The organism is Eubacteriales bacterium mix99, assembly GCA_038396605.1.
Lineage (GTDB): Bacteria > Bacillota > Clostridia > Caldicoprobacterales > DTU083 > UBA4874.
In genome coordinates, this window is the sequence record CP121690.1 from 2,355,203 (window position 1) to 2,368,934 (window position 13,732).

The 13,732-nt window shown below is 48.1% G+C and carries 16 protein-coding genes, 1 tRNA gene and 1 pseudogene; all 18 read left to right on the forward strand.

Annotated features, from left to right (window positions below; genetic code table 11):
- Positions 1-63: 63 nt before the first annotated feature.
- Positions 64-570, forward strand: a complete 507-nt coding sequence (locus QBE55_10315) for a lytic transglycosylase domain-containing protein (protein WZL77927.1) — start codon at positions 64-66, stop codon at positions 568-570.
- On the forward strand, positions 567-2,240 hold the full coding sequence (locus tag QBE55_10320; protein ID WZL77928.1) for an ABC transporter substrate-binding protein: 1,674 nt from the start codon (positions 567-569) through the stop codon (positions 2,238-2,240). The genes QBE55_10315 and QBE55_10320 overlap by 4 nt, the downstream gene beginning before the upstream one ends.
- A 136-nt stretch (positions 2,241-2,376) precedes the next feature.
- Positions 2,377-2,460, forward strand: a tRNA-Leu gene (locus QBE55_10325).
- Between the two features lie 349 nt (positions 2,461-2,809).
- On the forward strand, positions 2,810-3,172 hold the full coding sequence (locus QBE55_10330; protein WZL77929.1) for a BlaI/MecI/CopY family transcriptional regulator: 363 nt from the start codon (positions 2,810-2,812) through the stop codon (positions 3,170-3,172).
- 1 nt (position 3,173) lies between these two features.
- On the forward strand, positions 3,174-5,549 hold the full coding sequence (locus tag QBE55_10335) for a M56 family metallopeptidase (GenBank protein WZL77930.1): 2,376 nt from the start codon (positions 3,174-3,176) through the stop codon (positions 5,547-5,549).
- A 32-nt stretch (positions 5,550-5,581) separates the two neighbouring features.
- Positions 5,582-5,905 (forward strand): hypothetical protein, encoded by a 324-nt coding sequence (locus tag QBE55_10340; GenBank protein ID WZL77931.1) that lies wholly within the window; start codon positions 5,582-5,584, stop codon positions 5,903-5,905.
- A gap of 205 nt (positions 5,906-6,110) precedes the next feature.
- On the forward strand, positions 6,111-6,452 hold the full coding sequence (locus QBE55_10345; protein ID WZL77932.1) for a helix-turn-helix transcriptional regulator: 342 nt from the start codon (positions 6,111-6,113) through the stop codon (positions 6,450-6,452).
- Positions 6,453-6,552: 100 nt separating this feature from the next.
- Positions 6,553-7,395: a GNAT family N-acetyltransferase gene (locus QBE55_10350; GenBank protein ID WZL77933.1), complete on the forward strand. Its 843-nt coding sequence runs from the start codon at positions 6,553-6,555 to the stop codon at positions 7,393-7,395.
- Positions 7,396-7,691 (forward strand): annotated as a pseudogene (locus tag QBE55_10355) (inorganic pyrophosphatase).
- Positions 7,688-8,080: a GNAT family N-acetyltransferase gene (locus tag QBE55_10360; protein ID WZL77934.1), complete on the forward strand. Its 393-nt coding sequence runs from the start codon at positions 7,688-7,690 to the stop codon at positions 8,078-8,080. Before QBE55_10355 ends, QBE55_10360 begins: the two are co-directional and overlap by 4 nt.
- 54 nt (positions 8,081-8,134) lie before the next feature.
- Positions 8,135-8,524, forward strand: coding sequence for a hypothetical protein (locus QBE55_10365; protein WZL77935.1), 390 nt, complete (start codon positions 8,135-8,137; stop codon positions 8,522-8,524).
- Between the two features lie 100 nt (positions 8,525-8,624).
- Entirely contained in the window at positions 8,625-8,987 is a 363-nt protein-coding gene (locus tag QBE55_10370) for a sulfite exporter TauE/SafE family protein (protein WZL77936.1), read from the forward strand.
- A 2-nt stretch (positions 8,988-8,989) separates the two neighbouring features.
- Positions 8,990-9,343: a sulfite exporter TauE/SafE family protein gene (locus QBE55_10375; GenBank protein WZL79922.1), complete on the forward strand. Its 354-nt coding sequence runs from the start codon at positions 8,990-8,992 to the stop codon at positions 9,341-9,343.
- A gap of 198 nt (positions 9,344-9,541) precedes the next feature.
- On the forward strand, positions 9,542-10,930 hold the full coding sequence (rsxC, locus tag QBE55_10380; protein WZL77937.1) for an electron transport complex subunit RsxC: 1,389 nt from the start codon (positions 9,542-9,544) through the stop codon (positions 10,928-10,930).
- Between the two features lie 87 nt (positions 10,931-11,017).
- Positions 11,018-11,971, forward strand: a complete 954-nt coding sequence (locus QBE55_10385; protein WZL77938.1) for an RnfABCDGE type electron transport complex subunit D — start codon at positions 11,018-11,020, stop codon at positions 11,969-11,971.
- Entirely contained in the window at positions 11,964-12,512 is a 549-nt protein-coding gene (locus tag QBE55_10390) for an RnfABCDGE type electron transport complex subunit G (protein WZL77939.1), read from the forward strand. The genes QBE55_10385 and QBE55_10390 overlap by 8 nt, the downstream gene beginning before the upstream one ends.
- Positions 12,509-13,123, forward strand: a complete 615-nt coding sequence (locus QBE55_10395; GenBank protein WZL77940.1) for an electron transport complex subunit E — start codon at positions 12,509-12,511, stop codon at positions 13,121-13,123. Before QBE55_10390 ends, QBE55_10395 begins: the two co-directional genes overlap by 4 nt.
- 81 nt (positions 13,124-13,204) lie before the next feature.
- A complete protein-coding gene (gene rsxA, locus QBE55_10400; GenBank protein ID WZL79923.1) occupies positions 13,205-13,729 on the forward strand; it encodes an electron transport complex subunit RsxA in 525 nt (174 codons plus the stop codon).
- Positions 13,730-13,732: the final 3 nt, after the last annotated feature.

Sequence of the window (13,732 nt, forward strand, 5' to 3'; positions counted from 1 at the left end):
CTTTTCTTTTTGGCGGTTGTTCTGATGATATATTTCCTGTTTGGCAGGGTATGGATCAAACATATGAGATATCCTCTGAAATTTGAGGAGGAGATTAAGACCTATTCCGAAAAGTATTCGGTGGATCCCTATATGGTGGCGTCCATTATCTGGGCAGAAAGCAGGTTTCTCCCGGATGCTGTTTCCGGAAAGGATGCCAGGGGATTGATGCAGCTTCTGCCAGGTACCGCGGTGTGGGCAGCAGGGAAAATGGGCCTGTCGGAGTTTGAGGAAGCCATGCTCCTGGATCCGGAGATGAACATCCGGATTGGCTGTTGGTATCTGAAATTTTTGTCTTCGCAGTTTCCTGACAACGAGGAGCTGGTCCTCGCAGCATATAACGGAGGAATTGGAAATGTGCAGGAATGGCTGAAGGATAAAACCTACAGCGGAGATGGATGTCGGCTGGATCACATTCCTTTTCAGGAGACGCGGGATTATGTCCTGAAAGTAAAGAATGCCTGTAAAATCTATCGGGAAACATATCCCTCGTTGGGCTCATCGTCCAATCGGAAAGGATCCAATCAATGAAAAGAGTATTGTCCTGTCTTTTGATATTGCTTTTTCTTTTTCTCACGCCGGGCTGTGACACGGGCGGTGGAGCCCCCTCTGCTTCCCCGGATGCAAGCGCAAAGCCGAAGGAAACAGCGACTCCCACTCCGTCTCCCCAAATGGGCGGGGAGTTGAAGGTTCCGCTGATGGCACCGGATTCCTTTAATCCTTTGCTGACACAGTCCAGGGATATTCTGAACTTTCTGAACCTTATTTTTGAGCACCCCCTTGTACTGGACGAAAAGTCCAGGCCGGCCCCTTCCCTGGTGGAAAAATGGGAAGTTTCCGAGGATGGAAGGACCTGGACCTTTCATGTCCGAAAGGATGTAAAATGGCAGAATGGACAGGCAATGACCGGGGAAGACATTCTTTTCACCTTTCAGGCACTTCAAAGCGGGAAGCTTGGTTCCTTATATGAAAAGGATCTGGCAGGCAATGTCAATATTGTGGAAGCCGGTCTGCGCAACAATGATCCCTATACCTTTTTTGTCCGCCTGGCCGAACCATCCAGTGAGGTTCTGGACATTATGACTTTTCCGGTCCTTTCAAAAAATGTGTATCAATCCCCGGAACTCATGCAGAAGGAAAAGGGAAATTTCTCCATGACTCCGATTGGGACAGGACCTTATCAGGTGGATCTCAGCCAGCCGTACAATGGGACCTCCATGAAGCTGGTTCGCAATGAGGACTGGTGGAATGGCAAACCTTACATTGATTCGATTCTCGCAAGAGTCTGTCAGACGAACGAGGAAGCAAGAGCCGCCCTCGGAAAAGGGGAAATTGATCTTGTGGACACCATGGCCGTTTATGCCAATAACTATTCGGATCTCGATAAAATCACCGGATATAAGTATCTGACCGAAAACTATGAATTCCTGGCGTTGAATTGCAATAACCCGCTGTTCGCGGACAAGAATGTCCGAAAGGCAATTGCCTATGCCATTGACCGGACGGATATCATATCCAGGGTGTATCTGAACAATGCAGAAACGGTTGACGTGCCCATGCCATCCAATTCCTGGCTCTATGACAGTGCATACCGGATCTATGATTATGATGAGAAACGCGCGGCCAAATTGCTGAAGGAAGCCGGATGGACGGATTCCGACGGAGACGGCGTACTGGATAAAATAGTGGAGGGAGAGAAACAGGATCTGGCTTTTACGATTCTTACCAACAGTGATAACGATTTCCGAAGGGATGTGGCAGAGCTGATCAGCAAGCATCTGTCCCTGGTCGGGTTCCGGGTACAGACGGAAGCGGTGAGCTGGGAGCAGCTTCAGAGCGAGAATATGCAAAAGCATAAATTCGATGCCATATTGACCGGTTATTATCTGGATTATGTTCCGGACCTGCGTTTTGCTTTTCACTCCTCGCAGATTGGAAAAGGAAAGAACAACTTCTACCGCTATCAGAATCCGGAGCTTGACAGCCTTTTGGATACGGCAGCAACAGCATATAAGGAAAAGGATAAGAAGAAAGCCTATCAAAAGATACAGGAACATCTGGTGGGGGAGCTTCCGGTGATCAGTCTGTATTTTCGTACCGGGTCCCTGTTGGTCAATAACCGGGTTCATGGTGTGGACAAAGTCCGGGAATTGAATCTGTACAATAATATCAAAGACTGGTATCTTGTGAACGAAAAATAAAGAGAATTTGTTTGGACACACAGGATGCCGGGCCGGGGAAAGAATGGATTTTTTTCTTGACAATCCGCCGGACTATGCTATAATGTTTGTTGTGGCTTTTCAGAGAATGAAAAGCCCATCGTATTGTTTATCATATGCGAGAGTGCTGGAATAGGCAGACAGGCACGTTTGAGGGGCGTGTGTCCATGACGTACGGGTTCAAGTCCCGTCTCTCGCACCAAACCAATATAATCCGAACCTTTTTCCGATAGGAGATGGGTTCGGATTTGTTGTTTTCTTCGAGTATTCGTTTTTCCCAAACGGGGTGAAACAAAGGCTGGAGTCGAAACCGAGAGGGCCGAGGAAGAAACGCAAAAACACGATTTCCTAGCGGCTGAGGATGGGAATATCAGGTGCCATGGATTAGAACACAATACAAAACAGGAGGATATGACCATGAAAAACGCGCTTTCCTGTCTTTTAAAAATTAAAAGATAATTTAGCGGTCATAATTGACACGCCGGGTTGACTGTGGTAGACTTAATTTATACGGTCGACTAAGGTAGACTAAAGCCAAGGAGAATTAATAAATGGAAACACCCAAAATATTTGAAACGGAATACCGTTTTTGCTGCATCATATGGGAGCATGAGCCGATAAACAGCGGTGAACTCGTTCAATTAGCGGCCAGAGAACTCGGATGGAAAAAATCCACGACCTATACAATTATCAAACGGCTTTGCGAGCGCGGCGTTCTGAAAAGCGAGGATGCTATAATCACTTCCCTGTACTCTAAGGAAGAAATACAGCGTCAGGAAAGCCGGGAGTTTCTCGATAAAACCTTTAATGGTTCTCTGCCGGCGTTCCTGGCCGCGTTTGCGGACGGTAAATCCTTATCGGTACAGGATGTTGCCGAGATTCGGAAGATGATCGACAACTATGAGGTCAAATAATATGCGACTGGAAGAATTGTTTGTTAATCTTCTCAACATGAGCATCACGGCAGGCTATGTGGTAGTCGCGGTCATCCTCCTGCGGCTGCTGCTTAGGAAAGCGCCCAGATGGATTTCCTGCGCCCTTTGGGCGCTGGTTGGACTGCGGCTTATACTGCCGTTTTCGTTTGAAAGCGTCATGAGCCTGATCCCAAGTTCTACTACCGTCACGCCAGATATCCTGTATTCAGGGGAACCGGCCATCAGCAGCGGCATTCCCACTGTAAACAGCGTCGTCAATCCGACGATTGCGGGATCTTTGACTCCGGCAGTGACGGATAGTGCCAATCCCATGCAGATCGTCATGACAATTGCAGGAATTGTATGGCTCGCCGGAATGCTTGTGATGATGCTCTACAGCGCCATTACCTATGTCAGACTGCGCCGAAAGGTCGATTCCGCTATTCTTTTCAAAGATAATATTTATGAGAGCGACGCGATATCGTTCCCATTTGTCCTGGGTATCATAAAGCCACGGATCTACCTGCCCTTTGCCGTCGGCGAAGAGGACAGAAACTATGTCGTTTCTCATGAACAGGCCCACATCCGAAGGAAAGATCACTGGATAAAGCCTTTCGGTTTTCTGCTCTTGACGGTTTATTGGTTCAATCCACTGATGTGGGTGGCTTACGTCCTGCTGTGCCGGGATATCGAGGTTGCCTGTGACGAAACCGTCATAAAAGATATTGGCGTCAATGAAAAGAAAGCTTATTCCCTCGCGCTGCTGGGCTGTGCAGTCAAGCGCCGAAACATTGCGATGTGTCCGTTGGCGTTTGGTGAAGTAGGCATCAAAGAAAGAGTGAAAAATGTGCTAAATTATAAGAAACCAGCTTTCTGGATCATTATAGTAGCGGTCATAGCTTGCATAGTCGCCGGGATATGCCTGCTGTCCAATCCAAAAGAGAAGGCTAACACATCCTATGAGCACCCCAATGCGGAGCAGCTTTTTGAGTACCGTACCGCTTATGTTGGAGATAATTCAGCTGTCGGAAATATAATCAGCCTTCTGGAGTTTCCGACCGACGTCAAGTATGACCATATTGAACTGAAAACAAGCGCTGAGCCTTACGGCGTCGATGTATATTTCAGCGTAACGCCCGAAGTCAAGGCCGCCTATAACACATCGGAACCGGATCATATCGACGTTTTCCAAGAGAATGCCTGCATTATGTTTTCTCTGATTGGAAACGCAGACAAGGTCACGTTCCGCCTGGACGATGGTACTGGAAATCCCGCTGACATGCAATTTACCCGCGATTGGGTGGAAAGCATTGTCGGCGCGGATTTGTGGTCGGAAAGCGACTCCGCAGAAAAGCTGGACAGTCTGATTACGCAAATCAATGAACATGTAAAAAGCGCCTATGCTTCCGCTGCGGAGGATATATCCACGGGCCCATTTGTGGAGTATGTGAAAGACACAAACACGGGCCCTTTTGACGTTTACACGAAAGAGAACGGAACCTATATTATGAGCCTGCCCATGTCGTTATTTAATGATTTTCCAGCAAATCACTGGGAACCGGGTTGGATGAATGCCGATGTCTACTGCGGCTCGATTGATAATTTCACATGGGCGGTGGTTTGTACCGGGCCCTCAGCCGGAACTGGAAACGAAAATGTCTGCACCTCGTCGGACGGCGGAAAGACCTGGTGGGTCGGAGACCGCTCCGCAATGTACTCCGGAACGGTGACCGGCGCCGGTTTTGCCTCTTCCAAAGTCGGCTTTATGAGTTACCGCTACTTTGTTGACCACGGGCCAGAAATCAGCCGCACGCTTGACGGCGGAAAAACATGGAGCCGTATGACGGTGGATATCCCTGATTATCTGAAGGAATACAGGATGACGCCCCTCGTTCCCACGTTCACCGGAAACTCTGGCATCTACCCGATTGAGCTCTATGACAACGACGGCAATACCTCCACGGCCTATCTCGCAACGGAAGACGGCGGGATGACTTGGCAATGGAAAGGCAGCGCTCTGGACGAAGCCGTCAGATCGGCCTTTCTAAAGGATAACCAGACGGGTTATCTCAGCGGAGAGTGTGCCGGAGAAGGTCACATTCTTCTCGGACAGAAAGAAAAATCAGGAATTATAACAGTCTATGTCCTTACCATGTACGGTGAATACGGCTTTGAGGACGGGAATTTCGTGAAAGTTTCGGGTAGTGGTATTATTCCCGCCGTATTCACGTTTACGTATTCAGACGGCGGCCTTGTTTGTACGAAAATCGAATATCCGGAAGATGGCCAAGATATGGGGACTCCATCAGAAAATTGTTCCCGTCCGAATACAGGAGTAGGGCTTTATCTCCTTCGGACGGCGACAAGCAGAATTTAAAGTCCCAGGAACGCTCGTATGCGGCAAGCTATATGAAGAAAATCGGCAGAGATGCGGTGATAGGTGATTACGGTGACTTTGAACATACGTTGCTTACCGATGTCGGCGTTTCCGTTGATGTGTCGAATAGTATCAACGACAAGTTATTTGCCAATTATCCCATGTGGATTGGCAACCGTGAGGCATTGGAGAATGGGGTGCGCTATGTATATGAAAAGACTTATAACAAGGCGGCTCACGAAATTGTTTTTACGATATACGAATATGATGCAAACAAAATCGTTGAACGCACCCGGCTGGATTCCATTACAGGCAAAATAACCGAAACGACAAATTACCCAGACAAACAGGAATAGTCGTCTGGATAAAAGTTGCCAGGAATCAGAATGTGATCGAGTCATTGATGAACTGACCCGGCAACTCGCAAACCTCTCCGTTCAGTGGAACAAAGGCCAACTTAAAAAATATTTATAAATAAATCAATATCTTATGTCTATTGCGGGTTGAACAATATCCGATTATTTGCCATACTACTGTGTAGCTTTAATTGGAGGTCTTGATATGGAAATTGTGAGCCAAAGACTACGTGCGCTACGTGAAAGCGTGGGGCTTTCTCAGAATAAACTTGCCGGTATGATCGGAGTTCGCCAGTCCAGCATTAACCGTTATGAAAACGGACAGTCGGTTCCCTCCATTCAAACTTTTCGCTGGTATGCGGATTACTTTGATGTGTCAATGGATTACATCTTTGGACGGACGGACAAGCCGCAAGGCAAGCTTTATAATTACGAACCGCAACTCATACGCGATAAGGCCGAAAATAATCAGGAACTGCGACAGTTCGTTTTGGAGAGGCATGGTCACGAGAAAAAAGCTGTGTCGAATTTGCAAGCGACTGCCTGATTGGCAACACGGAGAGCCTCGCTTTTCATTTGAAGATCGGGTTTGAAGAAGCAGGGCGAACCATTCACTTTGTAAAAAGGCTATAGGAAGGATACTCAAAATGACAAACGCTGATATATTGCGCATTGCGATGGAACAGCATGCGATAGATGCAAACTGTTCGCCCAATGATTTTACAAAAACGGAAAATGTCGTTGTTATCTCTAAGCCAAATGAAAAAGCACGAAGATACTTGAACTTGCCGTTTTTCTGTGACCTTATTACATACGGTTCAAATATCGTCGCTTCCGTTGACGAGCGAGTTTATGACTTTGTGAAGCTATATATAGATACGAAGTATCCACATGGCTGCTTTGAGATGCCACAGATACACCATCTGACAAACGAATTTGTCAAATACGGTTTTTTACCGTATTACCAAGCAGAATACTGGTTGCCGGATGTTGACGTGGTAAAAGCACTTTCGTGCAAATATGAAATGCGGCTATTAGAACGACATGATTTTGCCGATTTGTATCTGCCGGAGTGGAGCAACGCACTGTCCTCAACGCGGCCGCATTTAGATATGCTTGGCGTCGGCGCGTATGATGGCGATAGATTAATCGGTCTTTCCGGCTGCTCCGCTGATTGTGAAACCATGTGGCAAATTGGAATTGATGTTTTGCCGGAGTATCGCCGGCAGGGTGTTGCCGCAGCTTTGACTTCCCAATTGGCAGTTGAAGTGTTTAAAAGAGAAAAGGTTCCGTTTTACTGCTGTGCGTGGTCAAATCTCGGCTCCGTGCGAAACGCTATCAAAAGCGGATTTCGTCCGGCATGGGTAGAGCATACAGCCATTGAAAAAGAAAAGGCATTAGAATGGAATGCGAATAAGCATTTTTCTAAATTGATAACGAATAACACCGATTTTTGGTCTGCCATAGATAAACTTGTATCTGAATCCTAAATCATCATCGACCGCCCAAAAGGCAGTCATCAACCGAAATATCCGACATTGATATATCCTGTCGACTACGGCTATCTCGAAAACACCTCCTCGATGGACGGCGGCGGGATTGACGTTTGGAAAAGCACTGATGGCAATGCAGTTGATGCTATCATCTGCACTGTGGGTTTGATGAAAAGGGACAGCGAATTAAAATCCTCATCGGGTGTAGTGAGGAAGAAAAGCAGCTTGTTTTGGAAGTCCATAACAACAGCGAACACATGAAGGGCATTCTGATACGGAGGAGTGTAGAATGAGAATTGCAATGGTCGAACTGCCGGATGAAATAACGGCAATCACGCTAGAAATAATGCACGCGCTTCCCGCTTGGTTCAGTCCCCCCGGGGACATAGACCGCAAAGCCATTATACATAGAGACTACCCTTTCTTTGCGGCATACAACGGAGACGAGCCTGTTGGATTCATAGCGTTGAAAATACACAATCCTTACACAGCAGAAGTTTTCAATATGGGTATTTTGGAAGCATATCATCGGCAGGGTGTTGGAAGCAAATTGATGCAAGTCGTCGAACGGTACTGCAAGGATAACGGCTATCTGTATTTGACGGTGAAAACACTTGATGAGTACGTTAGGCGAGGGAGAATTGGATTTGCAAAAATATCTTCATTTAGCGGAAAACCATAATTGCCGCATCGTCTTGGAGGTAAAGACCATCGAAGGATTGCGGCGCTCAGTGGAGTGGCTGAAAGAGAGGAGTTTGAAATGATAGCATATCATGGAAGCGTAATGCAGGGGATTTCGGTTCTAAAACCGTTTGCAAATCCCATTTCAAGTTTAGACTATGCTGCAGTTTATTTAACTACATACAAACCTCTTGCCTCAATATATATTTGGGACAAGCCATACAAATGGATGAATTATGGCTTTTCCGAAGAGGGAGTGCCGATATATACAGAATCAAAAATTCTGATTTATATCAGCTCGGCAGTAAAATTGCCAAAGAAGCATTTGATTCCTATTTCGGGCAGGAACTTCTCGGCGACAGCCACACAGCAGGGTGCTACATCCGGTTGTGGCAGTATTGCGAAGAAGTGGGAGCAACAGATATGTTTGACCTTGCGAAGCTGAAAGAACGCTTGCGGGAGCAGGTTCTGAGTTCCTGAATAAAATGAGTCGGCACGGGCAAGATAATGGCACTCAAAAATGACGGACCGAACAGGTGATTTTTTTGAAAAAGAGATTCTATCAGCTGAAAATTATTTTGATGGGCATCCTGACCGGGTTATGCAATGGTCTGTTTGGTGCCGGCGGGGGAATGATTGTTGTACCATCCATGGTGCATTTCCTGGATGTGGATGAACATGATGCCCATGCGACGGCCATAGCTGTGATCCTGCCTCTGGCTGTCATCAGCGCCTTCATCTATTTCCGGAACGGATATCTGGATTTTGGGAAAGCACTGCCGGTTGCCGCCGGAGGAATTCTGGGTGGATTTACGGGCGCATATCTCCTTCACCGTGTATCCTCCTATTGGCTGCAAAAGATATTCGCGCTGTTTATGATTGTAGCCGCCGTAAGGATGATTTTCTGAAGCTGCTTTTGTTTGCAATCGGATTGGTGTCCGGCGTAGTCAGCGGAATGGGGATTGGAGGAGGAACCGTTCTGATTCCGGCGATGATATTTCTGGCAGGCGTGTCCCAGCACAGTGCTCAGGGGATTAACCTTACTGTCTTTATCCCCACGGCATTGGTTGCGATTTGTGTACACAGCAAGAACAAACATATACGATTCCGACTGGCTCTCCCTCTGATGCTGGCAGGGGCGTTCGGTGCCGTTCTGGGTTCCATTCTGGCTTCTTCCATGCCTTCTCGGCTTCTTGGAAAATTGTTCGGGGGATTTTTGCTGGGAATGGGCTTATACGAACTATTCCGAAAAAAGAAGAGTTAAATTGTTAAGTTGTTATTACCATTTCATGTTTTTTATGATATAATGAATACAGATCATTGGATATGTTTCAATAACCTGAAGAGGCCTTGGCTTCTGAGGGTTATTTTCGTATTACAGGGATGTCATTTTTTTAACAAGGCATCCCGGGTATCCCGGCAAGGGGATAAGAGACCGAGTCTGAGGAGAGAGGTGTTCTGTTTGGGGAACAAAATACTGCCGTTTGCTGGGGGAATCCATCCGCCGCACAGCAAGCACAGCACGGAGGGAAAGAAAGTTGAGGTCTGCAAAGCCCCCGATATTGTAAGGATTCCTCTGAAGCAGCATGTTGGTGCACCCTGCGATCCATTGGTAAAGCCGGGTGACAGGGTGAAATGGGGGCAGAAAATCGGCCAGCCGCAGGGCTATGTCAGTGCTGCCGTTCATTCCAGCGTTTCCGGAACGGTTCAGTCCATCGAAGAAGCGGAGCAGCCGGACGGCAGCCGTGTGGAAACGGTTGTGATTCAAAATGATGGGAAGGATATACCGGACCATTCCATCAAGCCAGGTACATTGGAGAGCCTGAGCGCAGAAGAATTGAGAAGTATTGTTATGGAGGCCGGCATTGTAGGAATGGGCGGGGCTGCATTTCCCACTCATGTCAAGCTGTCTCCGCCTCCTGAGAGGAAGATCGACACCGTCATTTTAAACGGGTCGGAGAGCGAGCCTTTTCTGACCTGTGATAACCGGCTTATGCTGGAGCATCCGGAGGATATCCTTTATGGATGTAAGGTTATTATGAAGATCCTTGGGGTATCCAGCGCTTTTATTGCCATTGAGGACATTATGCCGGAAGCCATCCGGATCCTGTCATCCAAGGCGGAAGGAGAAAAGGGCATACAGGTCATCGGCCCTGGGGCGAAATACCCCCAGGGTGCGGAAAAGCAGCTGATCTATGCAATCACCGGACGTCAGGTTCCTTCCGGTGGCCTGCCGATGGATGTTGGTACCGTGGTCCACAACGTGGGTACAGCAGCTGCCATTGCCCATGCGGTACGGACAGGAGAGCCGCTTACCCAAAGGATTGTAACGGTATCCGGAGGGGCGGTTCGGGAGCCAAAGAATCTGCTGGTTCGCATCGGCACTTCCTTCCGGGATGTCATCGATTGCTGTGGAGGATGGAAGGAAAAGCCCGTAAAGGTTCTTTCCGGAGGCCCTTTGATGGGGGTCGCTCAGCATACGCTGGATGTTCCTGTGACCAAGGGGACTTCCGGGATTCTGTTGTTTACGGAAAAGGAAGCCGCCATGCCGGAGGTGTCCAACTGCATCCGATGCGGGAGGTGTGCATCGGTTTGCCCGATCCGTCTGATGCCCCTTTTGATCAGTGCAAATTCGCTGAAAGGCAATTATGAAGAGGCGGAAAAGCTTCATGCCCTGGATTGCATCGAATGCGGAAGCTGCTCCTTTATTTGTCCGGCGACAAGACCGCTTCTGCAATCCATTCTGGTGGCAAAGAAGGAAATTCTGGCCGGCCGGAAAAAACGCGATGCATCGGTTTCCGATGATTTGTCCGAAGGGCGGACGGACAGGAATAAAAGCAACAGGGCATAAAAAGCCGGGTAGAGAAAATCAGCAGTAAGAAGTAAAAAAAGATTAACGAAGAACAAGAAGCATGGATAAAAGAAAGGAGGTTTGGATATGGATTATTTTACGGTTTCTCCCGCTCCCCATATCCGAACGCAGGAATCCACTTCCAGAATTATGCTGGATGTTGTCATTGCATTGATCCCTGCCGGGATTGCTTCCATATATTTTAACGGGATTGGAGTGCTTTGGACCATACTGATCAGCGTAGCCACTGCTGTGCTGACAGAATATCTTATTCAGAAATTTATGAAAAAGCCAATCACCATCAGCGATTTCAGCGCGGTGGTCACCGGGGTGCTGATGGCCTATAACCTTCCGCCCGGTGCACCCTGGTGGTTGGCGGCTATCGGCTCCTTTCTTGCGATTGCGCTGGTCAAACAGTTGTTTGGTGGACTGGGACATAACTTCATGAATCCGGCGCTGGCTGCCCGCGCGATTCTGCTTGCTGCATGGCCGGTACGAATGACGACATGGGTACTGCCGGATGCCGTTACGTCTGCTACCAGTTCCGCCACACCCCTGGCAATGATGGAAGGGACGTGGGCTTCTGCATCAGAGCTTCCCGGCTTTCTGGACGTATTTCTCGGGAATATCGGAGGGTCCATCGGTGAAACATCCTCTGTTGCTCTGTTGATCGGAGCGGTGTATCTTCTTGTGCGGAAGGTCATCAGCTGGCGGATTCCTGTAACGTATATCACCACGACATTTATTCTGACCGCTTTGCTGGGAGGGCATGGCCTGTACGGCGCATTTTATCAGGTTTTTCTCGGAGGCCTGATACTGGGAGCCTTTTATATGGCGACGGATTATTCCAGCTCTCCGATCACCCCAAAAGGTCAGATCATTATGGGAGTTGGCTGCGGTATCCTGACTGCCGTCATCCGGATTTACGGAGGTTATCCGGAAGGAGTCAGCTATTCCATTCTGTTGATGAATGTTGTTACGCCATTGATTGATAAATATACCATGCCAAAAATATTCGGGGAGGGAAAAGCTCATGTCTGAGACGGTTCGGATTGGATTTAAACTTTTCTTGATTACCGCAATTGCAACACTTGCCCTGGCATGGACGCATATGATTACCGGCGAGCCGATCCGGGCGCAGGTGGAAAAAACGGCAACAGAGTCCAGACAGGCCGTATTGCCGGAAGCCGGGGAATTTCAGCCGATGAAGGTATCATCCGGTAAATATCCGTCTATATTGGAAGCTTACAAGGGCCTGGACGGAAGCAGGACCGTGGGCTATACGTTCAAGCTGACCGGGAAGGGCTATGGCGGAGAACTGGAAATCATTGCAGGAATCCGTACGGACGGCAAACTGGAAGGGATCCGTATCCTTCAGAATTCCGAAACTCCCGGACTGGGAGCAGAGTCCCAGAAGCCGGAGTTCTATGAACAATTCAGTGGGAAGTCTGCTTCCAAGCCATTGGAGGATGAGGACATTTCTGCAATCACAGGGGCTACGGTAACAACCAATGCCATTACCAATACGGTGAACACTGCCATTAAATATTTCGATAAGGAACTGGGAGGTGGGAAACCGTGAAAATCAAAGATATTCTGTATAACGGGGTGATAAAGGAAAATCCGACCTTTCGACTTGTGCTGGGGATGTGTCCGACCCTTGCCCTGACAACTTCTGCGATCAACGGCGTCGGAATGGGTCTGGCGGTTGTATTTGTCCTGGCATTTTCCAACCTGTTTATTTCCCTGCTCCGAAACTTTATTTCCGATAAGATACGTATTCCGGCATTTGTTGTCATCATAGCAGCATTCGTTACCATTGTTGAAATGCTGATGCATGCCTTTGTACCGGAAATATATGATGCAATGGGGCTGTATCTTCCATTGATCGTCGTCAATTGCATTATTCTTGCCCGGGCAGAAGCTTTTGCCTTCAAGAACCCGCCGCTCCAGTCCTTTGCGGATGGAATCGGCATGGGCCTTGGCTTTACCCTCTCGCTGACCCTTCTGGGATGTATCCGGGAGCTGATCGGTGCGGGGTCCATATTTGGGATCCCATTGCTGCCGGCAGCGTATGAGCCGGCTATTATCATGATTCTGCCGCCCGGCGCGTTTTTTACACTGGGACTTTTGCTTGGCCTCTTCAATAAAGTAAGCGAAAGAAAAAAGAAGAAACAGCCGGTAACCGAATAAAGAAAGGGGGGTTTGACTGTGGAATATGCAAGCCAAATATTTGTGATTCTATTAAGTTCCATTCTGGTAAATAACTTTACTATGTCAAAGTTCCTGGGCATCTGCCCATTTCTTGGCGTGTCCAAAAGAGTGCCAACTGCAGTGGGAATGGGCATGGCGGTGACGTTTGTCATTGCGCTGTCCTCCCTGTTCACCTATCTGGTGCATTATTTTATTCTGGTACCTCTTCATATGGAGTATATGCAGACCCTTGCCTTTATTTTGGTTATTGCGGCATTGGTGCAGTTCGTGGAAATGGTGCTGAGAAAGTCCAGTCCGTCCCTGTATCAGGCGCTGGGCGTTTATCTTCCCCTGATTACCACAAACTGCGCGGTATTGGGTGTGGCCATCATGAACATTGAGGAACACTATGACCTGTTTCAGTCCCTGGTGAATGGGATCGGCGGAGCTCTGGGATTTACCCTGTCCATTGTTCTTTTTGCGGGAATCCGGGAGAGACTGGAGTTGTCGGATATTCCAAAGCCGTTTCGCGGCTTTCCGATTGCCATGATCACCGCTGGCCTGATGTCCGTGGCTTTTCTGGGATTTCAGGGACTAATAAGATAAGGA

Bases quoted from the DNA above. Each gene is read 5' to 3' on its own strand.
- QBE55_10315 (WZL77927.1), top strand. From the start codon at position 64: ATGAGATATCCTCTGAAATTTGAGGAGGAGATTAAGACCTATTCCGAA.
- QBE55_10320 (WZL77928.1), top strand. From the start codon at position 567: ATGAAAAGAGTATTGTCCTGTCTTTTGATATTGCTTTTTCTTTTTCTC.
- QBE55_10330 (WZL77929.1), top strand. From the start codon at position 2,810: ATGGAAACACCCAAAATATTTGAAACGGAATACCGTTTTTGCTGCATC.
- QBE55_10335 (WZL77930.1), top strand. From the start codon at position 3,174: ATGCGACTGGAAGAATTGTTTGTTAATCTTCTCAACATGAGCATCACG.
- QBE55_10340 (WZL77931.1), top strand. From the start codon at position 5,582: ATGAAGAAAATCGGCAGAGATGCGGTGATAGGTGATTACGGTGACTTT.
- QBE55_10345 (WZL77932.1), top strand. From the start codon at position 6,111: ATGGAAATTGTGAGCCAAAGACTACGTGCGCTACGTGAAAGCGTGGGG.
- QBE55_10350 (WZL77933.1), top strand. From the start codon at position 6,553: ATGACAAACGCTGATATATTGCGCATTGCGATGGAACAGCATGCGATA.
- QBE55_10360 (WZL77934.1), top strand. From the start codon at position 7,688: ATGAGAATTGCAATGGTCGAACTGCCGGATGAAATAACGGCAATCACG.
- QBE55_10385 (WZL77938.1), top strand. From the start codon at position 11,018: ATGGATTATTTTACGGTTTCTCCCGCTCCCCATATCCGAACGCAGGAA.
- QBE55_10390 (WZL77939.1), top strand. From the start codon at position 11,964: ATGTCTGAGACGGTTCGGATTGGATTTAAACTTTTCTTGATTACCGCA.
- rsxA (WZL79923.1), top strand. From the start codon at position 13,205: ATGTCAAAGTTCCTGGGCATCTGCCCATTTCTTGGCGTGTCCAAAAGA.